Origin of the sequence: Ornithinimicrobium cryptoxanthini (genome assembly GCF_023923205.1) — a bacterium.
GTDB classification, from domain to species: Bacteria; Actinomycetota; Actinomycetes; order Actinomycetales; family Dermatophilaceae; genus Ornithinicoccus; species Ornithinicoccus cryptoxanthini.
Genome location: NZ_CP099490.1, coordinates 2183587 through 2208246, shown reverse-complemented (window position 1 = coordinate 2208246; position 24660 = coordinate 2183587). Strand labels below are relative to the sequence as shown.

General features: G+C 70.7%; 21 protein-coding genes. 18 read left to right on the top strand and 3 right to left on the bottom strand.

What is annotated here, in order from left to right; genetic code table 11:
- Positions 1–6 precede the first annotated feature (6 nt).
- The 12 genes from NF557_RS10125 (at position 7) to NF557_RS10070 (ending at position 12741) form a co-directional block, all read left to right on the top strand.
- Entirely contained in the window at positions 7–168 is a 162-nt protein-coding gene (locus tag NF557_RS10125; protein ID WP_252619137.1) for a hypothetical protein, read from the top strand.
- Between the two features lie 7 nt (positions 169–175).
- The gene (locus NF557_RS10120; RefSeq protein ID WP_252619135.1) at positions 176–1024 is read left to right on the top strand and encodes a TlyA family RNA methyltransferase; all 849 of its coding nucleotides are present in this window, start codon (positions 176–178) and stop codon (positions 1022–1024) included.
- Complete coding sequence (locus NF557_RS10115; protein WP_252619133.1) at positions 1025–1912, top strand: NAD kinase; 888 nt, start codon at positions 1025–1027, stop codon at positions 1910–1912.
- Between the two features lie 9 nt (positions 1913–1921).
- Entirely contained in the window at positions 1922–3661 is a 1740-nt protein-coding gene (gene recN, locus NF557_RS10110) for a DNA repair protein RecN (RefSeq protein ID WP_252619131.1), read from the top strand.
- A 144-nt stretch (positions 3662–3805) separates the two neighbouring features.
- The gene (gene steA, locus NF557_RS10105; protein WP_252619130.1) at positions 3806–4990 is read left to right on the top strand and encodes a putative cytokinetic ring protein SteA; all 1185 of its coding nucleotides are present in this window, start codon (positions 3806–3808) and stop codon (positions 4988–4990) included.
- Positions 4991–6208 carry a copper transporter gene (locus NF557_RS10100; RefSeq protein WP_252619129.1) on the top strand — a complete coding sequence of 406 codons (1218 nt, stop codon included), beginning with the start codon at positions 4991–4993 and terminating at the stop codon, positions 6206–6208.
- Entirely contained in the window at positions 6205–7143 is a 939-nt protein-coding gene (locus tag NF557_RS10095; protein WP_252619127.1) for a hypothetical protein, read from the top strand. The genes NF557_RS10100 and NF557_RS10095 overlap by 4 nt, the downstream gene beginning before the upstream one ends.
- Positions 7140–8774, top strand: a complete 1635-nt coding sequence (gene murJ, locus NF557_RS10090; RefSeq protein WP_252619126.1) for a murein biosynthesis integral membrane protein MurJ — start codon at positions 7140–7142, stop codon at positions 8772–8774. Before NF557_RS10095 ends, murJ begins: the two co-directional genes overlap by 4 nt.
- Positions 8775–8778: 4 nt before the next feature.
- On the top strand, positions 8779–9885 hold the full coding sequence (locus NF557_RS10085; RefSeq protein ID WP_252619124.1) for a glycosyltransferase: 1107 nt from the start codon (positions 8779–8781) through the stop codon (positions 9883–9885).
- Positions 9886–9891: 6 nt separating this feature from the next.
- Entirely contained in the window at positions 9892–11574 is a 1683-nt protein-coding gene (locus NF557_RS10080; protein WP_252619123.1) for a CTP synthase, read from the top strand.
- A complete protein-coding gene (locus tag NF557_RS10075) occupies positions 11574–12245 on the top strand; it encodes an NUDIX domain-containing protein (protein ID WP_252619122.1) in 672 nt (223 codons plus the stop codon). Before NF557_RS10080 ends, NF557_RS10075 begins: the two co-directional genes overlap by 1 nt.
- A 70-nt stretch (positions 12246–12315) precedes the next feature.
- Complete coding sequence (locus NF557_RS10070) at positions 12316–12741, top strand: DUF1801 domain-containing protein (RefSeq protein ID WP_252619121.1); 426 nt, start codon at positions 12316–12318, stop codon at positions 12739–12741.
- Between the two features lie 119 nt (positions 12742–12860).
- Here NF557_RS10070 and NF557_RS10065 read toward each other — a convergent pair whose 3' ends face one another.
- Together NF557_RS10065 and NF557_RS10060 are read right to left on the bottom strand one after the other, a co-directional pair.
- Positions 12861–13775 (bottom strand): hypothetical protein, encoded by a 915-nt coding sequence (locus tag NF557_RS10065; protein WP_252619120.1) that lies wholly within the window; start codon positions 13773–13775, stop codon positions 12861–12863.
- Positions 13768–14268: a SigE family RNA polymerase sigma factor gene (locus NF557_RS10060; protein ID WP_252619119.1), complete on the bottom strand. Its 501-nt coding sequence runs from the start codon at positions 14266–14268 to the stop codon at positions 13768–13770. Before NF557_RS10060 ends, NF557_RS10065 begins: the two co-directional genes overlap by 8 nt.
- A 387-nt stretch (positions 14269–14655) precedes the next feature.
- Here NF557_RS10060 and aspS point away from each other — a divergent pair, with 387 nt between their 5' ends.
- From aspS to pepN, 6 genes are all read left to right on the top strand, one after another.
- A complete protein-coding gene (aspS, locus tag NF557_RS10055) occupies positions 14656–16494 on the top strand; it encodes an aspartate--tRNA ligase (protein ID WP_252619118.1) in 1839 nt (612 codons plus the stop codon).
- Positions 16495–16613: 119 nt separating this feature from the next.
- Entirely contained in the window at positions 16614–18104 is a 1491-nt protein-coding gene (locus NF557_RS10050; protein ID WP_252619116.1) for a phytoene desaturase family protein, read from the top strand.
- A 317-nt stretch (positions 18105–18421) separates the two neighbouring features.
- A complete protein-coding gene (locus tag NF557_RS10045; protein WP_252619115.1) occupies positions 18422–19366 on the top strand; it encodes a MetQ/NlpA family ABC transporter substrate-binding protein in 945 nt (314 codons plus the stop codon).
- A 44-nt stretch (positions 19367–19410) separates the two neighbouring features.
- Positions 19411–20430, top strand: a complete 1020-nt coding sequence (locus tag NF557_RS10040) for a methionine ABC transporter ATP-binding protein (RefSeq protein ID WP_252619114.1) — start codon at positions 19411–19413, stop codon at positions 20428–20430.
- A complete protein-coding gene (locus NF557_RS10035) occupies positions 20430–21101 on the top strand; it encodes a methionine ABC transporter permease (RefSeq protein WP_252619113.1) in 672 nt (223 codons plus the stop codon). Before NF557_RS10040 ends, NF557_RS10035 begins: the two co-directional genes overlap by 1 nt.
- A 51-nt stretch (positions 21102–21152) precedes the next feature.
- Positions 21153–23744, top strand: coding sequence for an aminopeptidase N (gene pepN / locus NF557_RS10030; RefSeq protein WP_252619111.1), 2592 nt, complete (start codon positions 21153–21155; stop codon positions 23742–23744).
- A gap of 33 nt (positions 23745–23777) precedes the next feature.
- On the opposite strand, the gene NF557_RS10025 is transcribed toward pepN, so the two are convergent.
- Entirely contained in the window at positions 23778–24560 is a 783-nt protein-coding gene (locus NF557_RS10025) for a GNAT family N-acetyltransferase (protein ID WP_252619110.1), read from the bottom strand.
- Between the last annotated feature and the right edge of the window lie 100 nt (positions 24561–24660).

The window sequence follows — 24660 nt, the reverse complement described above, 5'->3', positions numbered from 1 at the left end:
GCCAGCATGACTCAGCCGCTGCCGCAGACCGGTGATCCCGTGGTCGATAAAGTCATCAGCACCTTCCAGGAGACTGATGGTCAGCCGCTCGCGGAGCGGGCCGAGGCCGCGCGTCAGGCGCAGGGTGGACTGCAGGCACGGCTCACCGACTCCCCTCCCGGCGCGTGAGACCTGCGTGATCCCAGCGGACAGCCGACTCGACCAACACCTGGTCCGGGCCGGCCTGGCGCGCTCCCGGAACGTGGCGCAACGTCTCATCCGGGCAGGTTCGGTCCAGGTCGACGGCCGACAGATCGACAAGCCGTCGTATGCCGTGCAGCCGGGACAGCAGGTCAGTGTCGTCGACGATGACACCAGTCGGTGGGTGGGCCGGGGAGCGCTGAAGCTGCTCCATGCGCTGACCATCTGGGGGAGCGCGGCACCCTCGCAGCCAGTCTCCGACGAGCGGCGTCTGCTGCGCGTCGAGGGCCGTCGCGCCCTGGACGTCGGGGCCTCGACGGGAGGCTTCACCCAGGTCCTGCTGAAGCACGGTGTCGATCACGTCACCGCTCTCGACGTCGGGCACGACCAGCTGGTCGCCGAGCTGGCGGACGACCCGAGGGTGACAGACCTGCCGGGCACCAACATCCGCGATGTGGACCCGGAGCAGGTCGGCACCTTCGACGTCGTGGTCGGGGACGTCTCCTTCATCTCACTTCAGATCGTCCTGCCCGCCGTGGCCCCGCTCCTCGCGCCCGGTGGTGACGTCGTCTTCCTGGTCAAACCACAGTTCGAGGTGGGGCGCGATCGGTTGGGGCGCGGGGGCGTCGTCACGTCTGCCGCCGAACGGACCCGCACCCTGGAGCAGGTCGTGGCGGTCGCGACCGGTCTGGACTGGCACGTGCACGGCCTCGCGGCCTCTCCGGTGGCCGGCGCCCACGGCAACAGGGAGTACCTGCTCTGGCTCGCGACATCCACAGCAGGCATGATGAGTGCGGTCGATACGACCGCCCGCATCCACGAGCTGACAGGGGAGGACGACTAGATGGCCAGGCGGATCCTGCTTGTCACGCACGCCAACCGCCCCGACCTGCCGGCACTGGCAGCGGCGGTCGCGGCCCAGCTGCGCGACCAGGGCATCGAGGTGGTCGAGCTAGAGCAGGGCTGGGACAGCCTTGAGGGCGACCTCGAGGTCGCCGAGGCCGCTGCGGGCGCCGAGCTGGTGGTCGTGCTCGGCGGTGACGGCACGATCCTGCGTGGCGCGGAGGTCTCGCGTGGTGCTGGCCTCCCCCTGCTCGGCATCAACCTGGGTCGGGTCGGCTTCCTGGCCGAGGCCGAGCGGGAGGAGACCTCCGAGGTCGTCGAGCGGATCGTGGCTCGCGACTACACGGTCGAGGAGCGGATGACCCTGGAGGTCGACGTCTATCAGGACGGTCGTCTCGTCGACCACACCTGGGCCCTGAACGAGGCCTCCGTCGAGAAGTCTGCCCGCGAGCGCATGCTCGAGCTGACCGTCGAGATCGACGGACGGCCCCTGTCGACGTGGGGCTGCGACGGCGTGGTGGTGGCCACCCCCACCGGCTCCACTGCCTATGCCTTCTCTGGTGGAGGCCCGATCGTCTGGCCAGACGTGCAGGCACTGCTCGTCGTCCCCATCTCGGCGCACGCGCTGTTTGCCCGCCCCGTGGTGCTGGGACCCGACACCCGGGTCGCCGTCGAGGTCGTGCCCCACGCCACCACCCAGGGTGTCATGTGGTGCGACGGCCGCCGCACCGTCGACCTTCCGCCCGGGGCGCGCATCGAGGTGCGCCGCAGCGAGACCCCGGTGCGTCTCGCCCGGCTGTCGACCGGCTCGTTCACGGACCGTCTGGTCGCCAAGTTCGAGCTGCCGGTCGCCGGGTGGCGCGGCAAGCCTGACGGCAGCCCCGCCTAGGGTGCGAGCGTGCTGACCCGCATCCGGATCCAACGACTCGGCGTCATCGAGGACGCCGAGCTCGAGCTGTCCCCTGGGCTCAACGTGATCACCGGTGAGACCGGCGCTGGCAAGACCATGGTCGTCTCCGGCCTGGGGCTGCTGTTCGGTGCCCGCGCCGATGCCGGCATGGTCCGGGCAGGGGCTGCCTCGGCCGTGGTCGAGGGGGAGGTCGACGTCCCTCAGGCCCACCCTGCTGCGGCACGGGTCGAGGCGGCTGGAGGAGAGACTCAGGACGGTCTCATCCTGGTGCGCACGGTGAGTGCAGAAGGTCGTTCCCGCGCGCACGTCGGTGGCCGTGCGGCGCCGGTGGGCGTGCTCAGCGAGGTCGGTCAGCACCTGATGGCCGTGCACGGGCAGGCCGACCAGTGGCGTCTGCGTGCCCCTGACCAGCACCGGGTGCTCCTGGACGCCTTCGGCGGGGCGGCGGTGCACAGTGCTCGAGACGCCTATGCCACCGCCCACCGCGACTGGCACGCCGCGCGCGAGGAGCTGGTCCGGCTGAGCAGCCTCGGTGCCGAGCGCACCCTGCGCGTCAACCTGCTCCGGGCGGCGCTGGAGGAGATCGAGGCCATCGACCCCCAGGAGGGTGAGGAGGACGACCTGCGCACCGAGGAGCAGCGCCTGGCGCACGCTGATGGTCTGCGCCAGGCGGCGGAGACGGCGCACACCGCCCTGACCGGCGGCGACGACACGGTCGAGGAGATCCGTCCGGTCACTGAGCTGCTCGCCACAGCCAGCCAGACCCTGGGGCCGGTCGCCGAGCACGACCCGGCCCTCGCTGGACTGCGCCAGCGACTTGACGAGCTGGGTTATCTGGCGGCCGACCTGGCCACCGAGCTCGCGGCATACTCCTCCGACATCGAGGTGGATCCCGCCCGCCTCGCGGGGGTGCAGGAGCGTCGGTCGGTCCTGACCGGACTGCTGCGCAGGTATGGCGAGAGCTCGGCAGCCGTCCTGGCGTGGGCCAGGGATGCGGCCGGGGAGGTGGCTGAGCTGGACGGGGCCGACGACCGCATCGCCGCGCTCACCCAGGACGAGACGCGGCTGCGGGAGGCGGTGGTGGCTGCAGGAGCCGAGCTGACCCGGGTCAGGCAGGCGGCGGCTGCCGACCTGGGCCGCAAGGTCGAGGCCGAGCTGGCGCACCTGGCCATGGGCAGCGCGCGGCTGGAGGTCTCGGTGACCCAGCGACCCGACGAGCAGGGCCTGGAGCTCGCCGACGGGCAGCGAGTCAGGGCGTGGGCGCACGGGTTGGACGAGGTCGAGATCATGCTGGCGGCCAACGCCGGCGCACAGCCTCGGACCGTGACCAAGGCGGCCTCCGGCGGTGAGCTGTCGAGGGTCATGCTTGCGCTGGAGGTCGTGTCTGCCCAGGGTGACGTCCCGACCTATGTGTTCGACGAGGTCGATGCTGGTGTGGGTGGGGCCGCCGCTCTCGACCTCGGGGCCAGGCTGGCGCTGCTGGCGAGGACCGCGCAGGTCGTGGTGGTCACCCACCTGGGGCAGGTGGCGGCCTTCGCGGACCGCCACCACGTCGTGCACAAGAGCTCGGACGGTGTGATCACGGCCAGTGACGTCAGCACCGTGGACGGCGCCGACCGGGTCGCCGAGATCGCCCGCATGCTCGGGGGTGTCACCGACTCGGCAGCCGCGCTGGAGCACGCCCGCGAGCTCGTCGAGGAGCATGCACCGCAGCGTCTCGGCCGCTGACGGCTGGGTGCAGCGTGCCCAGTCCGGTGACGTCATCAGTGCAGCGCTGCTGGTGACGGCCGTCACAGGGGTGCATCTCGGCATACTCCCTCAGCGGCCCGTCCGGGCCGGTTCCGGGGCGAAGCGTGGCACGATGGGGCCACCATGAGCCTGTCCAGACCCCCGGTGCCCGAGGCCGCCTCCGACGGCCCCTCCGTGGTGGGGCGGGTCCGGGTCGATGCCCGCACCAAGAACCTGACCAAGCGGCTCGAGCCCGGCGACATCGCGGTGATCAACCACGAGGACATCGACCAGGTGAGCGCCTACGCCCTGGTGGCCTGCAAGCCGGCCGCGGTGATCAACGCGGCAGCCTCCATCAGCGGGACCTATCCCAACCTCGGCCCGAAGATCCTCCTCGATGCCGGCGTCCCCCTGATCGACCGGGCGGGAGAAGCGGTGCTGACGCAGGTCACAGAGGGTGCCAACGGGCGGGTGTCGGGCCACCGGCTGGTCGTCGAGGGCCACGTCGTGGCCGAGGGGACCCTGCTCAGCTCCAAGGCCGTCGACGCTGCCATGGAGGCGGCGCGTGGCAACCTCTCGCAGCAGATCGAGGCCTTCTCCCGCAACACGATGGAATATGTCCGTGAGGAGCGCGACCTCCTCCTCGACGGCATCAAGCTGCCGGAGATCCGCACCGACCTGGACGGGCGCTACGCCCTGGTGGTGGTGCGGGGCTACCACTACAAGGAGGACCTGCAGACCTTGCGGCCGTTCATCCGAGAGGCCCGACCGGTCCTGATCGGCGTCGATGGCGGCGCGGACGCGCTGATCGAGCTGGGCTACCGCCCCGACATCATCGTCGGCGACATGGACTCCGTGGGGGACGCCGCGCTCAGGAGCGGTGCCGAGATCATCGTGCACGCCTATCGGGACGGTCGCGCGCCAGGGTTGGAGCGGGTCACCGCACTGGGGGTCAAGGACGTCATCGTGCTGCCCGCCATCGGCACCAGCGAGGACGTCGCGATGCTGCTGGCTGACGGCAAGGGGGCCGACCTGATCGTCGCCGTCGGGACCCACGCCACGCTCATCGAGTTCCTCGACAAGGGCCGTCAGGGGATGGCCTCGACCTTCCTGACCAGGCTGCGCGTCGGGGGCAAGCTGGTCGATGCCAAGGGAGTGAGCCTGCTCTATCGCAGCCGGATCTCGTCCGGTGCGCTCACCTGGCTGGTGCTCGCCGGACTGCTGGCCGTGCTCGCGGCACTGGCGGCGACGCCCGGTGGCCGCACGTTGATGGGTGTCCTCGCGGTCCGTTGGGACGACCTTCTCGCCTGGATCGGAGGGCTCTTTTAGGTGATCGACTTCCGCTATCACCTCGTCTCCCTGGTGGCCGTCTTCATGGCGCTCGCCGTCGGCATCGTGCTCGGGGCCGGCCCGCTGGGGCAGGAGATCTCCTCGACGCTGGAGGCTCAGGTGCGTGACCTGCGCGAGGAGCGCAACGGGCTGCGCGACCAGCTGGACCAGGCCGAAGCCCGTGGCGACCTGAAGGACCAGGTGGTCGAGGTCGTCACCCCCACCGTGACGATGGACCAGCTGACCGGGCATCGCGTGGCGCTGGTGGCCATGCCCGGGGCCGACCGCAACCTGGTGGGCGAGCTCCAGGACGTCATCTCGGGAGCTGGTGGTGCCGTGGCCGTGACGGCTCGGCTCGACAACTCGTGGACCGACCCGAACCTCGAGCGGTCCGCGGAGCGTCACGAGCTCGCGGCCCAGCTGGCCACCGACCTGGCGGTGCCGTCGCCGCGCACGGGTGACGAGCCCACGGTGGAGACGGTGCTGGCGGCAGCCGTCACGGGTCAGGACGCCGTCGCCGGCTCCGGCGCGTGGCGGTTGGCGATGGACGAGCTCGGCGCGGCTGGTCTCCTGGACGCCAGCTGGGGCGTGGGCCAGGACGCGGTCACGACCGGACCGCCCGACTCCGTGGTGCTCGTCACCGGCTCGCTCAGCACCGCCGAGGTCGAGGCGGGGGAGGACGGCGAGGCCAGGCTGGAGCAGGCACTGGACCTGGTGGCGGGCTTCGGCGACCTGGGGGTGCCCACGCTCGTGGCCGGCTATGGCACCGAGGCCTATGCAGCGCCCGTCCAGACGGCCGAGTCGCCCGTGGTCCGGGGAGTGCGGGCCGAGGCCGACCTGGCGGACGTGGTCAGCAGCGTCGACAACATCGAGGGACCCAGTGGACAGCTGGCCGCGGTGCTCGCGCTGCGCTGGACCATCGAGGACCAACCAGGTCACTGGGGTCTGGGCACGGATGCGGTCGCCCCTGTGCCAGCCGTCCCGCAGCCCAAGGTCCAGGAGGCGGACACGACCACGACAGCACCCGGGCCGTTCCCCGTGCCCGAGCCCACTGCGCCAGGCGGTGACGGCGAGGACGGTGCGGGCGAGACCGGCACCCTCGGCCCCGGTGACAGCAGCCCGACCGGGGAGGCGCCGACGGAGGGGTCCTCTGCCGCAGAGCCCGGGGAAGCACCGACCACCGACGCTGTGCCCACCACTGGCGCACCGACCTCGTGAGGCCGCTGCGGGACGGGCTGCTCTGCGCGGCGGGTGCAGGCGCCACGACGCTGGTCTGGCGACAGCTGCGAGAGGGCCGCACCGAGGGCTGGGCACGGCGGTGGCTACGCACCAACCACGCCGGTCGGGAGGTGACGCTGCTGGAGGGTGTCGCGCTCGTCGTCGGCAGCGCGGGCACCGCTGTCGTGTCCGGGGTGGGCTCGCGTTCGGGGTGGGTCACCGGTCCGGGACCGTATGCCGTGGCCTCGGTCGGCGCGGGGCTGCTCGGGGCGGTGGACGACCTGCGCGAGGACACCGACCGCAAGGGGCTGGGTGGGCACCTGCGGGCGCTGGCCCAGGGGAGGGTCACCACCGGAGCGATCAAGATCCTCGGACTGGCCGCGACCGGGCTGATCACCGTCGCCTGGGACGACGCCCGGTCCTCCCGTCGAACCAGCTGGGACGCACAGCCCGCCACGCCTGGACCGGCGCTGAAGGGAGACCGGGGCGCGCGGCATACACCCGCGGTTTGCCTCTGGGGCACGCTCGCCGGTGGTGCCGTGGTGGCCGGCTCGGCCAACCTGGCCAACCTGTGTGACCTGCGACCCGGCCGGGCGCTGAAGGTCGGCGTGCTGACGGCGGTGCCGCTCGTGGTGACCGGGGCCGGTTCCGCGGCCGGCGCCGTTACGCTCGGGGTCGCGCTCGCCCTCCTGCCCGACGACCTGTCTGGCGTCAGCATGCTCGGCGACACGGGGGCCAACCCGTTGGGCGCCACCCTCGGCCTGGCCCTGGTGCAGCGCCAGGGGCCCCTCGCCAGGACGCTCACCCTCGCCGTGGTCACCGCGCTGACGCTGGCCTCCGAGCGGGTGAGCTTCACGGCCGTGATCGAGTCGACACCGGTGCTGCGGGACCTGGACCAGCTGGGCAGGAAGCCGCACCCGAGCCTCGCGACATGAGCCTGACCGGGCCAGCGGGCACGCCCAGCCCGCGCCTGGCGGCCGGCAGCATCGCCGCCGCCGCGGGGCTGATCGCGGTCGTGACACTGGTCGGGCGTGCGGTCGGCCTGGGCCGGTGGGTCGCGTTCAGCCACGGCGTGGGCGCCACCTGCGTGGGCGAGATCTATGCGACGGCCAACCAGGTGCCCAACGCGCTCTATGAGATCGCCGCGGGTGGAGCCCTGGCCGCAGTGGTCGTGCCGCTCGTCTCCGGCTATCTGCACCGCGGCCGGGAGGATCTGGCCGACCGCACCGCCTCCGCGCTGCTGACCTGGACCCTGAGCGTCCTGCTGCCCCTGTCGATCCTGGTGGCGCTGCTGGCGCGCCCGCTGACGCGCGTGCTGCTCGGCGCGGACGCGGAGTGCGGGAGCGCGGCGGTCAACACCGGCGCCACCATGCTCACCGTCTTCGCGCCGCAGATCGTGCTCTATGGCATCGGGATCGTGCTGGCGGGGGTGCTGCAGTCGCACCGCCGCTTCCTCGCGGCCGCGCTGGCGCCGGTGCTCTCGAGCATCGTCGCGATCAGCGTCTTCCTGGCCTATGGCGCCTGGGTCGCGCCTGATGCGGGGCTGGACGGCACGCCGCGCAACGCCATCCTGCTCCTGGCCTGGGGCACGACGGCCGGCGTGGTGGCTCTGAGCCTGCCCCTGCTCGTGCCCACCTGGCGTGCGGGGGTGCGGCTGCGCCCCACCTGGCGCTTCCCCGAGGGCGCCGGTCGGCGCGTCGGCACGCTGGCCGTCGCTGGGCTGGTCGCGGTCGGGGCCCAGCAGGTGACCGTCCTCGTGACCGTGTGGCTGGCCAACGCGGCCGACGGGGTCGGGACGCTCAACGTCTACACCTATGCCCAGACCGCCTACCTGCTGCCGTATGCCGTGCTGGCCGTCCCGCTCGCGACCGCGGCCTTCCCCCGGCTCACCTCTGACGAGGCAGGTCCGGTCCTGCGTCGCACCCTGCTGTCGGTCGCCGTAGCCGGCGTGGCAGGGGCGGTGGCCCTGGTCGCGGTCCGGCGCGAGGTCGGCGCCCTGTTCCAGGCGATCGACGCGGGAGGCTCAGGAGCAGGGGAGCAGGCACTGCGCGCGCTGCCTGCGGCCCTCGGGTGGTATGCCCCCGGTCTGGTCGGCCTCGCCCTCACCGCGTTGCTGTCCCGGGCGCTGTATGCCCGGGGCTCGGCCCTGGCCGCAGGTGCAGCTGTGGCCATCGGGTGGCTGGTCGCGGCCGCCATCCCCGTGCTGCTGCTGACCGGCACGACACCCACCTCGACGCAGGCACTGGTGACCCTCGGCAGGGGCAGCTCGATCGGGATGTCGCTGACCGGCATACTCCTGGTTGTCCTGGTCCGACGCGCCTGGGGGGCGTCGGTGACCCATGGGGTCTGGTCGGCCGCGCTGGTGGCCCTCGGGGGTGCGCTGGCGGTGCTGGTGGTGCGCGAGCTTGTCGGCGGACTGGAGGTCAGCCACTGGGCGGTCGCTCTGGCCAGCGGCACCGTGACCGGGGGCGCGGTGCTCGCCGCCTCCCTGCTCGCGCTGCGGATCGGTGCCCGCGAGACGTTTGCGGACCTGGTGGGAGGGATCTTGCGTCGTGGGGTTAGATGACAGGGTGAGCGCGATCCTGATGGTGACCGGAGTCGTCGCCGGTGGCGTCGGGAGGCACGTCGAGCAGCTGACCAGGAGCCTGGTCGGGCTCGGCCACACCGTCCTGGTCGCCTGCCCCGACGTCGTCGCCTCCCACTTCGGACTCGTGGAAGCCGGCGCCCAGCACGTGGCCCTCGAGGTCGGCTCCCGCCCCTCGCCGCACCGGGACCGTCGCTCGACGGCGGTGCTGCGCGAGGCGATGCGAGAGGTCGACGTGGTGCACGCCCACGGCGTGCGGGCGGGCGCCCTGGCGACGATGGCACGTGACGGGGAGCGGCCCGGCCTGGTGGTCACCCTGCACAACGCCGCGCCCGAGGGGCGACTTGCGGCGGTCGTCCACCGCGGGCTGGAGCGCATGGCATGTCGAGGCGCCGACCTGGTGCTCGGCGTGTCGGCTGACCTCGTCGCCGATGCCTGGGAGCGCGGTGCGGCGGACGTGGCCCTGGCGGTCGTCCCGGCGGTGCGGGCGACACCACAGCAGGACCGTGGGCAGGTGCGTGAGGCGCTGGGCCTTGCCGACTCGACCCTCCTGGTGGTGGCGGTCGGCAGGCTGGCCCCGCAGAAGGGCTTCGACCGGCTGCTCGATGCACTGGTGGCGGCCGGCACCACGAGCGACGACGCGTTGGTCGCGATCGCCGGTGACGGCCCCCAGGCGCAGGCGCTGCAGCGCCGGATCGACCGGGCGGGGCTGCCGGTGCGCCTGCTGGGCCACCGCAGCGACGTGCCGGACCTGCTGGCCGCAGCAGACGTCGCGGTCTCCGCGGCCCGCTGGGAGGGGCAGCCGGTCTGGCTGCAGGAGGCGCTCAGCGTGGGCCTGCCGATCGTGGCCACCGATGTCGGCGGGACCGAGCAGGTGCTCGACGGTGCCGCGGTGCTGGTGCCGGCTGACAACCCTGACGCGCTGGGGGCGGCTCTGACGGCGCTGCTCGTGGACGAGGGGCTGCGGGACGACCTGCGGGCGCGGGCACTGGCACGAGCGGCTGTCCTGCCCACGGAGGAGGACGCGGCGCAGGCCGCGTTGGAGGCCTACCGGCGTGCCGTGTCCGCGGCCGCGGTCCGTGACGTAGACTGACAGCCCGTGGTGGACCAGACGAAACATATCTTCGTAACCGGGGGCGTCGCCTCCTCACTCGGCAAGGGCCTGACGGCCTCCAGCCTCGGACTTCTGCTCAGGGCGCGCGGACTGCGCGTGACGATGCAAAAACTCGACCCCTACATCAACGTGGACCCGGGCACGATGAACCCGTTCCAGCACGGTGAGGTGTTCGTCACCGAGGACGGGGCCGAGACCGACCTCGACATCGGCCACTACGAGCGCTTCCTCGACGTCAACCTGCGCGGCCGGGCCAATGTGACCACGGGGCAGGTCTACAACGACGTGATCGCCAAGGAACGGCGGGGGGAGTATCTCGGCGACACCGTGCAGGTCATCCCGCATATCACCAACGAGATCAAGGCCCGGATGCGCGCCGACGCCACCGAGCTGCCCGCCGACCAGACCCCCGACGTGATCATCACCGAGATCGGCGGCACCGTCGGTGACATCGAGTCCCTGCCCTTCCTGGAGGCGGCCCGTCAGGTGCGCCACGACCTGGGCCGCGCCAACTGCTTCTTCGTGCACGTCTCGCTGGTGCCCTACCTCGCGCCCAGCGGCGAGCTGAAGACCAAGCCCACGCAGCACTCCGTGGCCCAGCTGCGTCAGGTCGGCATCACTCCCGACGCGCTCGTGCTCCGCTCGGACCGCGAGATCCCGATGTCGATCAAGCGCAAGATCTCGATGATGTGCGACGTCGAGGTCGACGGGGTCGCCAGCTGCGTCGACGCGCCGTCGATCTATGACATCCCCAAGGTGCTGCACACCGAGGGCCTGGATGCGTATGTCGTGCGCACCCTGGGCATGCCCTTCCGGGACGTCGACTGGACCGACTGGGACGCGCTGCTGCAGCGCGTGCACCGGCCCGAGCACGAGGTCGAGGTGGCCCTGGTCGGCAAGTACATCGACCTGCCCGACGCCTACCTCTCGATCACCGAGGCGCTGCGTGCCGGCGGCTTCGCCAACGACGCGCGTGTCGCGATCAGGTGGGTCGCCTCCGACGAGTGCGCGACCGAGGCCGGCGCCACGAGGGCGCTGAGCGGGGTCGACGCGATCCTGGTCCCCGGCGGCTTCGGCATCCGCGGCATCGAGGGCAAGATCGGCGCGCTCCGGTGGGCGCGGGAGCGCCAGGTGCCCACGCTGGGCATCTGTCTGGGGCTGCAGGCCATGGTCATCGAGTACGCCCGCAACGTGGCCCACATCGAAGGTGCCAGCTCCACCGAGTTCGAACCGGACACCGGCGCACCGGTCATCGCGACGATGGAGGAGCAGCGCGCCTTTGTCGAGGGCGCCGGGGACCTGGGCGGCACCATGCGCCTGGGGTCCTATCCGGCGATGCTGACCAAGGGGTCCGTCGTCGCCGGGGCCTACGGGACCACGCAGGTCGAGGAGCGTCACCGGCACCGCTACGAGGTCGGCAACGCCTATCGCGAGCAGCTCTCGGACGCGGGTCTGGCCATCTCGGGGACCTCCCCGGACGGGCAGCTCGTCGAGTTCGTCGAGCTGCCGGTCGACGTGCACCCCTACTACGTCTCCACCCAGGCCCACCCGGAGTTCAAGTCACGCCCGCACCGGGCGCACCCCCTCTTCGCCGGTCTCGTCGCCGCGGCCCTCGACGCGCAGCGCAGCCTGCGCCTGGTCGAGGTCGAGCGCACACCGGCCGGCTGATGACGCTCGGCGCCCCGCGACTGAGGGTGGCCGACCTGGTCGACCGGGTGCAGCCACGGCCCGTCCCGACCAGCGAGGTCGCTCTCCAGGGCCGGGTCTGGGACGTGCGACGGGACACCGTCGACCTGGGGGAGGCCGGCACCGTCACGCGGGAGTATGTCGACCACCCCGGTGCCGTTGCCGTGCTCGCCCTGCGTGAGGACCGTGGACCGGCCGAGGTGCTCCTCATCCAGCAGTACCGTCACCCGGTCGGTGCGTTCGAGTGGGAGCTGCCGGCCGGCCTCCTGGATGTCGACGGGGAGCCTCCGGTTCACGCCGCGGCGCGCGAGCTGGCAGAGGAGGCTGACCTGCGCGCGGGGCGCTGGGACCTCTTGGCCGACTATGTCTCCTCACCCGGAGGCCTCAGCGAGGCGCTGCGGGTCTTCCTCGCCCGGGACCTGTCCGACGTGCCCGGCGACGAGGTCTTCGAGCGGGAGGGTGAGGAGCTCGGTATGCCGACCGGCTGGGTCGACCTCGACGTGGCAGTGGAGTCGGTGCTCGCCGGGCGGATCCGCAACGCGACCGTCGCGATCGGGCTGCTCAGTGCACAGGTGTCACGAGCCCAGGGGTGGGCTTCGCTGCGCCGGGCGGACGAGCCGTGGCCGGCGCACCCGCGACTGCGCGACCGGTAGCCCCGCACTGCTTCACCCGAGGTCCGCGACTGCGCACCCGACCTCACTGAGCGCGGTCTACGCTAGCTGGATGAGTGCACCGAAGACCGGGCCCACTGACGCTGACGTCGGGGCTTTCCTCGACGCCGCCCAGCCCGCCCGGCGGGTCGTTGAAGGGCACCGCCTGGCCGAGATCATGGCGGAGGTGACGGGGGAGGAGCCGGTCCTGTGGGGTCCGTCGATGGTGGGCTACGGAAGCTATCGCTATGTCTCGCCCAGCGATCCGCGCCGACAGGGCGACTGGCCCAGGGTCGCGTTCTCGCCACGGAAGGCCGCGCTGACGCTCTATGGCCTCAAGGACCTGCCCGAGGGAGCCGCGCTGCTGCCCGAGCTCGGTGCCTACACCGAGGGAGCGGGCTGCGTCTATGTCAAGAGACTGGACCAGATCGACGAGGACGTGCTGCGTCGCCTCATCGCGATCGCGGCCGCCCGCGGCGACGACCCGCTGCCGGGCTGAGCCCGCACTTGCTGGTCCATCTCCGTTCCGTGCGACGAAAGTGCACCCGTGCGAGCACCAGGTGCTCGCACGGGCGCAGATCCGGTCGCACCGACGATGCGGCTGGTCGGCAGAGGACCCTAGTTGTCGGTCACCAGCCCGGCGAGCCGCTCGAGCTCGGTGGCCGCCTCAGCGTCGGTGGCCGCTCGCGACCAGTCGGTGATCCGGATGGTCGAGACGGCCTCCGGCATGCCCTCGTGCTGGACGACGTAGACGAAGTCGGTCATCGACTCGGTGCCGTCGACGAAGTTGGTCGTAATGCGATAGGCCCCGGACAGCTCGAGCGGCTGCACGTCCAGGACGATATTGGTCGCTTCGGCCGGGGCCTCGCACTCGCTCAACGCGGCGTTCATATCGTTGACGTAGCCGGTGGTGGCGTCGGTGGAGTCGAGCACCCGGACGCGTTGCTTTCCCAAGGCCCGGCCCTCTGCCCAGATGGTCATGATGCCGAAGGTGCCCTCGTCGGCGCTGCCCCACATCACGTCGTCGGGGTCGCAGTCGAAGAGCGTGGTGCCCTCGGGGTCACCCATGGCGGATCCGGTGGCCGCGCCGTCCGTGAAGGTCTGCGATGACCAGAGGCCGGGAGGCACGAACAGCGACAGCTCAGGGATGGACGCCTCGGACGTGAAGAGGTCCACCCTGTCGACGGGCGCCGCGTCGGTGCCCTCGTCATCGCCGGGATCCTGGATCGCCTCGTCGGGGGTCGTCTCGTCTGCTGTCGTCTCACCCTGGTCCCGCTCGGTCTGACCTGCTGGCGCTGTGCTCGGGGCGTTGTCGATCGCCTGGTAGCCCAACCACGACAACCCGAGGACCGCAGCGGCACCGGCGGCGACACCGGCCAGGGCGCGGTGCCGCTGTCGACCGGCTCTGCGCATCACGAACCGCACGTCGGGGATGCCGGCGGCGTCCACGTCGTGCCGGAGGCTGCCGAGGGCGCGGCGCAGCTCGTCGTCTGCGTCCTGGGTCCAGTCCTGGAACTCCTGCTCCTCACGCATGGTCGTTCTCCTTGATCTCGAGCGCGTCGGCGAGCTGGCGCCGACCGCGGTGCAGGTGGGACTTCACGGTGCCGACGGCTGCCCCGGTCTCCCGGGCGATCTGCTCGATCGACAGGTCGGCGATGTAGTGCAGGGTGACCGACTCACGGATCGGGTCACTCAGTGTCTGGAGCGCTGCGCGGACAGCGACCCGGTCGACGCCGGGACCCTCGCTGGTGGCCGTCGCGCCGTGTCGCACATAGGCCCGGTCCTGCGCACCCTGCTTGCGCCAGGTCGAGATGGCCAGGCGCCTGGCGACGGTGCGCACCCAGGCCAGCGGTTCGTCATACTCGCGGATGGTCGTCCAGCGTTGCCAGGCCCTGGCAAACGCCTCCTGCGTGCTGTCCTGGGCGATCGTCATGTCACCGGTGGTGGCATAGACGAGATGGACCACTCTCGGTGCCGCCGCGGCATAGAACTCCTCGAAGTCGTGCTCCGCCTGATTCCGGCTCATCGGTCCCTCCTGCCCTCATTGTCGTCCGGTGGTGTGCTTCTATCTCTCCACACGCGGCGACGCGGCAGAAGGTTGCAGGTCAGGCTGCCGTCGCCGGAGCCGACGGCCCGCGCGACAAACGTGGTGCCGAGGCCGCCCACGGGGTCGTAGAATGGGCGCCGTGCCCGGGGTGGAGTGACGATCCACCCGAGGCGGCCCAGGCCGACTCACCCGCGCACCGCGCGTCCGGCGGACCTGGCTCGAGCCCGGTCGACGACGAGAGGCCGAGGTCCCCTCGGCAAAGGTGTGGTGGCACCGCGATCTGGCCCCCGCCCGCACCTCCCGGGCTTGCCCAATCGTCAGTGCTGGGGGCGACTCTCCAGCGCTTGCGACCCGAGAGGAGACCTCATGCTTCGCACCCACGAGGCCGGCACGCTTCGATCCGAGCACGTCGGCACCACCATCACCCTCACCGGCTGGGTGGCCCGCCGCAGGGACCACGGCGGCGTTGCCTTCATCGACCTGCGCGACGCCAGCGGCATCGTCCAGGTCGTCGCCCGCGACGAGGTGCTGACCGGCACCGCCCACGACCTGCGCAGCGAATACTGCGTGCGCGTCGTCGGGGACGTGACCGCCCGCGAGGACAAGGACGTCAACCCCGACCTGCCCACCGGCTCCGTCGACGTCGTCGCAACCGAGATCGAGGTGCTGTCCGCCGCCGAGGCACTGCCGTTCCAGATCGACGAGCGGGTGACCGTCGGTGAGGAGGCACGCCTGCGTCACCGCTATCTCGACCTGCGTCGTCCGGGTGCCAACGCGGCCGGGCAGAACCTGCGCCTGCGCAGCAAGGTCAACGCCGCCGCGCGCAACGTGCTGGCGGAGCGTGACTTCGTCGAGATCGAGACCCCGACGCTGACCAGGTCCACGCCAGAAGGCGCCCGCGACTTCCTGGTGCCCGCCCGCCTGCAGCCGGGCAGCTGGTATGCCCTGCCCCAGAGCCCGCAGCTGTTCAAACAGCTGTTGATGGTGGCCGGGATGGAGCGCTACTACCAGATCGCCCGCTGCTATCGGGACGAGGACTTCCGCGCCGACCGGCAGCCGGAGTTCACCCAGCTCGACATCGAGATGAGCTTCGTTGAGCAGGACGACGTGATCGAGCTCGGCGAGGTGATCGCCAAGGCGGTCTGGGCCGTCAAGGGCATCGAGCTGGTCACGCCGTTCCCCCGGATGACCTATGCCGACGCGATGGCACGTTATGGCACGGACAAGCCTGACCTGCGCTTTGAGCTGGAGCTCGTCGAGTGCACCGACTTCTTCGCCGACACCCCCTTCCGGGTCTTCCAGGCGGAGTATGTCGGCGCGGTCGTCATGCCCGGCGGTGCGGCTCAGCCCCGGCGCCAGTTCGACGCCTGGCAGGAGTGGGCCAAGCAGCGCGGGGCCAAGGGTCTGGCCTATGTCACCGTGGCCGAGGACGGGACGCTCGGTGGTCCGGTGGCCAAGAACCTCTCCGACGCAGAGCGCGACGGACTGGCGGCACACGTCGGTGCCCAGCCCGGCGACTGCGTCTTCTTCGCCGCCGGGGCGACCAAGGCCTCCCGGGCGCTGCTCGGCGCGGCCCGTCTGGAGATCGGTCGGCGTGCGGAGCTGATCGATGAGTCCGCCTGGTCGTTCCTGTGGGTGGTCGACGCCCCGCTGTTCGAGCCGGCCAGTGACGCCGTCGCCTCGGGTGACGTCGCCGTGGGCGGCGGCGCGTGGACGGCGGTGCACCACGCCTTCACCTCGCCGCAGGAGCAGTTCCTGGACAGCCTCGAGTCCGACCCTGGCTCGGCGCTGGCCTATGCCTATGACCTGGTCTGCAACGGCCACGAGATCGGTGGTGGCTCGATCCGAATCCACCGCCGCGACATCCAGGAGCGGGTCTTCGGCATCATGGGGCTCTCGCCGGAGGAGGCCGACGACAAGTTCGGCTTCCTGCTCGAGGCGTTCAAGTTCGGTGCCCCGCCGCACGGTGGGGTCGCCTTCGGCTGGGACCGCATCGTGGCCCTGCTCGCCGGCACCGAGTCGATCCGCGACGTCATCGCCTTCCCCAAGTCCGGTGGCGGCTTCGACCCGCTGACGGAGGCGCCCGCGCCGATCACGGCGCAGCAGCGCAAGGAGGCTGGCGTGGATGCCAAGCCGGAGTCCACCACGGAGTCCAGGACACCGGCACCGCTGGGCGCTGAGCAGGTCAACCCGAAGCAGAGTTGACGCGGTCAACCCCGGCACAGGCTGACACGTCCGCACCGCCCCTGTCACCGAGAACACCTCGGTGACAGGGGCGTCCTGCGTCGTGCCCAACCGCGGGGTGGGTGAGTAGTGTCTTGAGAGTGACGGCACGCGCAGACGTAGTAATCCTCGGCTCCGGACCCAATGGTCTGGCTGCCGCAGTGATCCTCGCGCGGGCGGGTCTGTCGGTCACCGTTCTCGAGGGGCAGCACACGCCCGGCGGGGGCATGCGCACGCTCCCGCTGGTCAGTGACACGGTCACCGATGCCGAGGGACTGCTGCGTGATGTGTGCGCGGCCGTTCCCGCTGCGGCGCCGACCTCACCGTTCTTCGAAGAGTTCGACCTGGCCGCCCGCGGGATCGAGCTGATCACCCCCGAGGTCTCCTACGCCCAGCCGCTGGACGGCGGTCGGGCCGGGATCGCCTTCCACGACCTGGACCGCACCGTGGAGCGGCTCGGAACCGACGGCCGGCGGTGGAGCCGCCTGCTGGGGCCACTCGCGGCATACTCTCGTGAAGTGGCGACGATTGCCTTGTCGGACAAGCGAACACCACCACACGGAGATCCCCTGCGGTTGGCCCGGGCGGGGCTGGCCCTCGCCACGAGCACGGCGCTGATGGGAGGCGCCTGGGGTGACGGCTACTGGCACACCGAGGAGGCCCGAAGCCTGATCGGCGGGGTGTCCGCCCACACCATCTCGGCGCTGCCCTCCCTGGCCGCAGCGGGCACGGCGAGCTATCTGGGGGCACTGGCGCACAGCCCTGCAGGATGGCCACTCGCTCGCGGCGGCATTGGAGTGATCAGCAGCGTGCTGGTGGAGGACCTGCTGGCGCACGGTGGGCAACTGGTGGTCGACCACCCCGTGCGGACCCCGAGCGACCTGCCTCCGGCACGGGTGCACCTGCTCAACACACACGCCCGGGTCGCTGCTGAGCTGCTCGCCGAGCCTTATCGCTCGCGGCTGCGCGACCTGCCCCTGGGTGGTGGTGTGTGCAAACTCGACTATGTCCTCAGCGGTCCGGTGCCGTGGCGCGAACCGCTGGTGCAGCGCGCCGGGACAGTGCATGTGGGCGGCACGCTCGAGGAGATGCGCACGGCGGAGGCTCAGGTCGCGGCAGGTCGGCATGCGGACCGGCCGATGCTTCTGGTGAGTGACCCAGCCCAGCACGATGACACCCGCCTCGGTCGCAGCGGTCTGCGGCCCATCTGGGCCTATGCGCACGTCCCCACGGGGTCGACGCGCGATGTGCGGGCAGCGGCGGACCGGCAACTGGAGCGGTTCGCCCCAGGCTTCCGCGATCTGGTGGTCGACTGCGTCGTGACCCCGGCCTCGCGGATGGCTGAGCACAACGCCGCCTATCCCGGCGGCGACATTGCGGGGGGAATGGTCTCGATGTGGCGGATGGTCGCCCGTCCAGGGCCCAGGATCGATCCGTATGCCGTGGCCCCGGGGGTGTATCTCTGCTCACAATCAGCGCCACCCGGGCCGGGAGTGCACGGAATGGTCGGACTCCACGCGGCCCGCCGGGTCTTGCGCAAGGAGTTCGGAATCTCAAAGATGCCATCACTGGGGAGTGTCTCACCGAAGTAACTGCGACTGTAGTCGCTGTCTAGGGGTAGTTCGACGAGGGTTCTGCGTGACAGTTGTTTTGACAACTGGCTCTCAGAGACCTTCTAATGGAACCACTGAGTCGGCCGCTGACCGCAGCCCTAGCAGCCGCTGGTACTCGGCCTCCACACCACCCCTAGACCTCGCGGCAACGTCGCCGCCGGTCCCCGACGCACGCGCCGCTGAACCTGAGTGCGCGCACTCCAGCCGGAGCCTGGCTGCGTCCGTTCCACCTGCATCCCGCCAGTCCCATCGGTCATGCCGCCCAGGTGCGCTGACCATCCCTGAAAGGCACCATCATGTCTGAGCCCATCGACACCACGACCGGCGCGGCCCCCGTCCTGCCCGAGAAGCCGAAGCGCAGTAGGACGCCGCTGATCGCTGGGGCCGCCGTCCTCGTCGCGGCCCTTGCCGTCGGCGGCTGGGCGCTCACGCGAGGGGGCGAAGACGCCGACGTGATCCGGATCGGCACCACGGAGGCCTCGCAGCCACACTGGCAGATTCTCAAGGAGAAGGCCGCGGAGGAGGGCATCGAGGTCGAGATCGTCAACTTCAGCGAGTACACCCTGCCCAACCCGGCCCTGGCGGAGGAGGAGATCGACCTGAACTCCTTCCAGCACCTGCTCTACCTCGCAGACCACAACCTCAACACCGGTGACGACCTGCGCCCCATCGGTTCCACGATGATCGTCCCGCTGCCGCTGTACTCCGAGAAGTACGACTCCCTCGAGGAGTTCGTCAAGGGCGACCAGGTCGCCATCCCGAACGACGCGACCAACCAGGCCCGCGCCCTGTTCGTCCTGGAGGGCGCCGGACTCATCACCTTCACCGGCGACCCGGCCTCGCCCACCCCGGACGACGTGGATGAGGAGGCTTCCACCGTGGTCGTTCGCCCCGTCGAGGCTAGCCAGACGGCCGGACTGATCAAGGACGCCGACGTGGCCGCGGTGATCGTCAACAACAACTTCGCCACTGACGCTGGGTTCGACCTGGCGAGCTACCTCTACGCGGACGACCCGGAGTCCGCGGGCGCGCAGCCCTACATCAACATCTTCGCGGCTCGTCCCGGTGATGTGCAGAACGAGACCTTCCGCAAGATCGTCGAGATCTATCACAACCCGGAGGTGCTGGAGTCCGTCGTCGACTCTTCGGGTGGGACCGCCCTGATCGTCGAGGGCTACGACGCCGATCGGCTCCAGGAGGTTCTGGAGGAGACCGAGACCAACCTGCAGGCTGCCAACTGACGGTTCGCCTCACCCACCCCACCCACGACGAGAGGCAGGGCACCGTGCCCCCGATCATCGAGTTCCGCGATGTCTCCAAGGTGTTCCGGGGCCGGGCCAGCGATCTGACCGCGGTTGACCACGTCGACCTGAGCATCGAGCAGGGCGAGATCTTTGCGGTCATCGGCTACTCGGGGGCCGGCAAGTCGACCCTGGTGCGCCTGATCAACGGTCTTGAGCGCGTCACCTCCGGCGAGCTGATCGTCGACGGCCAGAACGTCGCGGAGCTGTCCGAGTCGCAGATGGAACGCAAGCGTCGCGACGTGGGCATGATCTTCCAGCAGTTCAACCTGTTTGGGTCGCGGACGGTCGCGGGCAACGTGGACTTCCCGTTGCGCGTGGCCGGCTGGCCCAAGGACCGGCGTGCTGCCCGAGTGGCCGAGCTGCTCGACTTCGTGGGGCTGCTCGACCGGGCCCACGCCTATCCCAACCAGCTCTCTGGTGGTCAGAAGCAGCGGGTGGGCATCGCCCGTGCCCTGGCCGCGGGTCCCAAGATCCTGCTGGCTGACGAGGCCACGAGTGCGCTGGACCCGGAGACGACTCAGGATGTCCTGCGGTTGCTCAAGAAGGTCAACACCGAGCTCGGCGTCACGGTGGTCGTGATCACCCACGAGCTGGAGATCGTCCGCGCGATCGCTGACCGGGTGGCGATTCTGGAGAACGGACACGTCGCCGAGATCGGCACGGTCTTCGAGACGTTCAGCAACCCCCGCTCCGAGGTCGGCCGTCGCTTCGTCTCCACCGTCATTCATGACCAGCCACGCGGCGAGGATCTCGCCCGCATCAGGGCGGCCCACCCTGGCCGGATCGTGACGGCGACCATCCACGACGGCTCCCGACTGGGTGCGGTCCTGGCCGATGCGGGTGCTCATGGCGTGCGGTTCGAGATCGTCTATGGCGGCATCGGCACGCTCCAGGCGCGCTCGTTCGGCTCGCTCACCCTGGCCCTGACCGGGTCCGAGGACGCTGTCGACCGGGTGGTCACCGAGTTGCGGGACGTCACCGAGATCCAGGAGGTCGCCTGATGAACGAAGGATTCCAGTGGAACGAGCACGGCTCCAAACTCCTCGAGGCCTCCGGGCAGACGCTCTATATGGTCGCGGCCACGCTGGTCATCGGCGGGCTGTTGGGGCTGGTGCTGGGCCTGGCGCTCTACACCACCCGCCGCGGGGGACTGGTGGAGAACCGCTGGGTGTTCGCCCTGCTCAACCTGACGGTCAACATCTTCCGGCCGATCCCGTTCCTGATCCTGCTCTTTGCTGTCGCGCCGCTGACCGTGGGCATCGTCGGCACCCGGCTGGGCAGCACCGCGATGATCGTGCCGATGTCGGTGGCAGCGACCTTCGGGGTCTCGCGCATCGTTGAGCAGAACCTCGTCGCCATCGACCCGGGCGTCATCGAGGCGGCGCGCGCGACGGGGGCCACCAGGTGGCGGATCATCACCAGTCTGCTGGTGCCCGAGGCACTCGGGCCGTTGATCCTGGGCTACACGTTCATCTGCATTGCGGTGGTCGACATGTCGGCTCTGGCAGGGACTCTTGATGGCGGTGGTCTGGGAGCCTTCGCCCTCGACTACGGCTACAAGCGCTGGAACTTTGGCGTGGTCTGGGTGACGGTCATCGTGATCATCATCCTGGTTCAGCTGGCTCAGGCACTGGGCAACAGGCTGTCCCGCAAGGCCATGCACCACGGCTGAGCCTCGAGAGCACGACGGGCTCAGTGCAGCGCGTCTGTTTGACTGGTCACCGTGACAGCCGAGATGAACCTGACCCATGCAGAGTGCGCCGAGCGCGCCCGGACCATCAGCCTGCGCAGCCAACGCGTCGAGCTCGACCTCTCGGGAGCGCCCGACCCCGCACAGCGGACCTTCCGCGCCGTGAGCACCGTGACGTTCGGCGCGACGACGGACGAGACCTGGATCGACATCGTGGCCGACAGCGTCATCGCCGCCACGCTCAACGGCACGCCTCTCGACGTCTCGACCTATGACGGCGCCCGCCTGGTCATCGCGGGCCTGGAGGCCGAGAACGAGCTGCGGGTCGAGGCCGACTGCGTCTACAGCGTCACCGGCGAGGGCCTGCACCGGTTCACCGACCCCGAGGACGACAACACCTACCTCTACACCCACTTCGAGCCCACGGACTCCCGCCGGCTCTATCCTGTCTTCGAGCAGCCCGACCTCAAGGCGGAGTTCACCTTCGTGGTCACCGCCCCACAGGACTGGGAGATCCTCTCCGGCCAGCCCGAGGTCGGACGCACCACGGCCGACGGGTGCGCCACCGTGACCTTCGCGCCGACGCCACCGCTCTCCAGCTACATCACCGCCGTCGCCGCCGGCCCCTACCACCGCGTCGAGAGCACCTGGTCGGTGGAGCGGGCCGACGGGAGCCGCCAGGAGATCCCGCTCACGGTCCTGTGCCGGCGCACCATGGTGCCGCACTTCGACGCAGACGACGTGCTCACTGTCACGCACCAGGGGCTGGACTTCTTCGACAGGCACTTCGGCTTCCCCTACCCGTGGGGCAAGTACGACCAGATCTTCGTGCCTGAATACAACATCGGCGCCATGGAGAACCCCGGCCTGGTCACCTTCACCGAGCAGTATCTCCACCGCGGCACGTCCACCCGCGCGCAGCGACAGGGCCGCGCCTCCACGGTGATGCACGAGATGGCGCACATGTGGTTCGGCGACCTGGTCACCATGCGCTGGTGGGACGGGCTCTGGCTCAAGGAGTCCTTCGCTGACCTGATGGGCTATCACGTCACCTCTGCTGCCACGCAGTATGCCGACGGCTGGGTCAGGTTCGCCGCCGACCGCAAGCAGTTCGCCTACCGGCAGGACCAGCTGCCCAGCACGCACCCCATCGTCGCCGTCATCGACGATGTCGAGGCAGCCCAGCAGAACTTCGACGGCATCACCTATGCCAAGGGTGCGGCGGCACTCAAGCAGCTGATGGCGTATGTCGGCCAGGAACCCTTCTTTGCCGGCTCCCGTGACTACTTCGCTCGCCACGCGTTCGGCAACACCGAGGTGGGTGACCTGATGGAGTGCCTGGAGCGGGCGTCCGGCCGAGACCTGGAGACGTGGTCGCAGGCCTGGTTGGAGACCGCCGGCATCTCGGAGCTGACTCCCGTCCCGGAGGTGGGGGCGGACGGGCACCTGACCCGCCTGGTGATCGAGCAGGACGCGCGCGACCCGCTGCGCGACGACGCCCCGGTCGAGCGTCCGCACCGGCTGGTCCTGGGCCTCTATCGACTGAAGGACGAAGTGCTCACCCGCACCCGCACGATCGAGCTCGACGTGACGGGCGCCCGGACCGAGGTGCCGCAGGCCGTGGGGGAGGCGGTCGACCTGATCCTGGTCAACGACGACGACCTCACCTATGCCAAGGTCCGCTTTGACAAGGTGTCCCTGCGGCACGCGCTTGAGCACACCACCACGATCAGTGAGCCGCTCAGCCGCGCCATCGTCTGGTCCTCGCTGTGGAACGCGACACGAGACGCGGTCCTGCCGGTCGGTGACTATGTGCGCGGCGCCCTCGCCCAGCTCAGCTCCGAGACCCACCCGGCCCTGGCCGCGACGGTCCTGACGACGTTGACCACGGCGATCGAGGACTACACCCCGGTGGCCGACCGCGATGCCGCCCGGTCCGACCTCGTGCGGACCGCGACGACCTCCCTCGCCGCCGCCGAGAGCGGCTCCGACCTGCAGATCGTCTGGGCCCGGGCGCTGGTGCGCGCGACGGCCTCCTGCCGCGACGGTGTCGCTGCCGTCCGCGGTCTGCTGGACGGCACGGCCGTGCCGGAGGGGCTCCGCGTCGACCAGGAGCTGCGCTGGGCGGCCCTTGCTGCCCTGACAGCCCAGGACGACACGACCGAGGAGGAGCTGGCCGCCGAGCTCGCCCAGGACGCCACGATGGGCGGTCGCACGGCACACGTGCGGGCCAGCTCTGGCCGACCGGGCGCGGACGCCAAGGCCCGCGTCTGGGAGGCGATGACGACGGACACCTCGCTGACCAACGACCGGCTGCGCGCCATGGTCGCCGGGTTCACCGAGCCGGCCAGCTCGCACGACAGGCAGGGGTATGCCGAGGCCTACCTCGACTCGCTCACCTCCTGGTGGTCCGGACGCACCATCGTCATGGCCACCGTCCTGGCCCGGGGACTCTTCCCCCGTGGTGACCTGGCCAGCGGTCAGGGCCCCGAGGAGCACGAGGTCCTGGTGCGGGTCGAGCAGTGGTTGCGGGACCACGAGTCGGCCCCGGCAGCGCTGCGCCGCATCGTGATCGAGGAGGCGGACGGCCTGCTGCGCGCGTTGCGGGCCCAGGCCGCGGCTTAACCCTGGCGAGAGGGCGGGGTGGCGCCCGTCCTCTCAGCTCTGCGGCAGAGCGAGGCGTCGTGAGTGCCAGGCATAGGCCGTGCGGTAGCCCAGGCCCAGATAGACCGCGCGAGCCGGCGGGTTGTCCGAATACATGCCTAGCGTGCACACCCCGTGCCGGGCGATCGCCCAGCGCGTGAGGCCGGCGGTGACCGCCCGGCCCAGACCCCGCCCACGCAGGGACGTGTCGGTCACGATCCCAGCCAGGTGCGGGGCGCCGGAGTCCAGGAACTGCAGCGCACCGGCGCAGATGAGCCGACCAGCGTCGTCGCGCAGCCCGAGCCACAGGTGGGTGGCGCCGGTGCCCGGGTCACCCTCGCCAGCCGGGCTGTGCGCGGCCGCCAGCGCGATCAGCTCGGCAGCGTCAGCGGTGTCATCTAGGGTCACCAGATCGGCCTCGTGGGGGACCGGCGCCGGCTCGGTGGTGGTCCACATCCAGTCCCAGTTGCCGCCGCCGTCCGTGGCGAAGATCGCCGCCAGCTGGTCGGCATACTCCTGAGGCACCGAGAGGTGGGTGACGCCGAGCCGCTCGACGGGACCAGAGCGCAGCTGCTCCAGCAGTGACCGGATGCCGGGTGCTCCGCCCGCATGGTGCGGGATGACCCACATGCCACGGCCGCGGCGACCGACCCGCTCGATCGCGACGGCACCGTCCCCGGCCAGGACGCGACCGCTGAAGGGCGAGGGCACGCCCCACCGCACAAAAGGGTCGTTGCCGGTCAGCTCCAGCAGCGCCGGGTGGCTGGCGATCTCGCGCAGTCCGCAGTGGTCGATCACGACGGAATCGTAGTCATGGCCAGACCGGGCGGCGGTGCCGGTCCGCGGGGAGGCGGTCCCGAGGTGGCAGCGGTCAACGTCGGTGCGGCGGGTTAGCCTG

Excerpts from the sequence above, each read along its gene's own strand:
- NF557_RS10125 (WP_252619137.1), top strand. The coding sequence starts at position 7 with ATGACTCAGCCGCTGCCGCAGACCGGTGATCCCGTGGTCGATAAAGTC.
- NF557_RS10115 (WP_252619133.1), top strand. The coding sequence starts at position 1,025 with ATGGCCAGGCGGATCCTGCTTGTCACGCACGCCAACCGCCCCGACCTG.
- steA (WP_252619130.1), top strand. The coding sequence starts at position 3,806 with ATGAGCCTGTCCAGACCCCCGGTGCCCGAGGCCGCCTCCGACGGCCCC.
- murJ (WP_252619126.1), top strand. The coding sequence starts at position 7,140 with ATGAGCCTGACCGGGCCAGCGGGCACGCCCAGCCCGCGCCTGGCGGCC.
- NF557_RS10075 (WP_252619122.1), top strand. The coding sequence starts at position 11,574 with ATGACGCTCGGCGCCCCGCGACTGAGGGTGGCCGACCTGGTCGACCGG.
- NF557_RS10070 (WP_252619121.1), top strand. The coding sequence starts at position 12,316 with ATGAGTGCACCGAAGACCGGGCCCACTGACGCTGACGTCGGGGCTTTC.
- NF557_RS10065 (WP_252619120.1), bottom strand. The coding sequence starts at position 13,775 with ATGCGTGAGGAGCAGGAGTTCCAGGACTGGACCCAGGACGCAGACGAC.
- NF557_RS10060 (WP_252619119.1), bottom strand. The coding sequence starts at position 14,268 with ATGAGCCGGAATCAGGCGGAGCACGACTTCGAGGAGTTCTATGCCGCG.
- aspS (WP_252619118.1), top strand. The coding sequence starts at position 14,656 with ATGCTTCGCACCCACGAGGCCGGCACGCTTCGATCCGAGCACGTCGGC.
- NF557_RS10045 (WP_252619115.1), top strand. The coding sequence starts at position 18,422 with ATGTCTGAGCCCATCGACACCACGACCGGCGCGGCCCCCGTCCTGCCC.
- NF557_RS10035 (WP_252619113.1), top strand. The coding sequence starts at position 20,430 with ATGAACGAAGGATTCCAGTGGAACGAGCACGGCTCCAAACTCCTCGAG.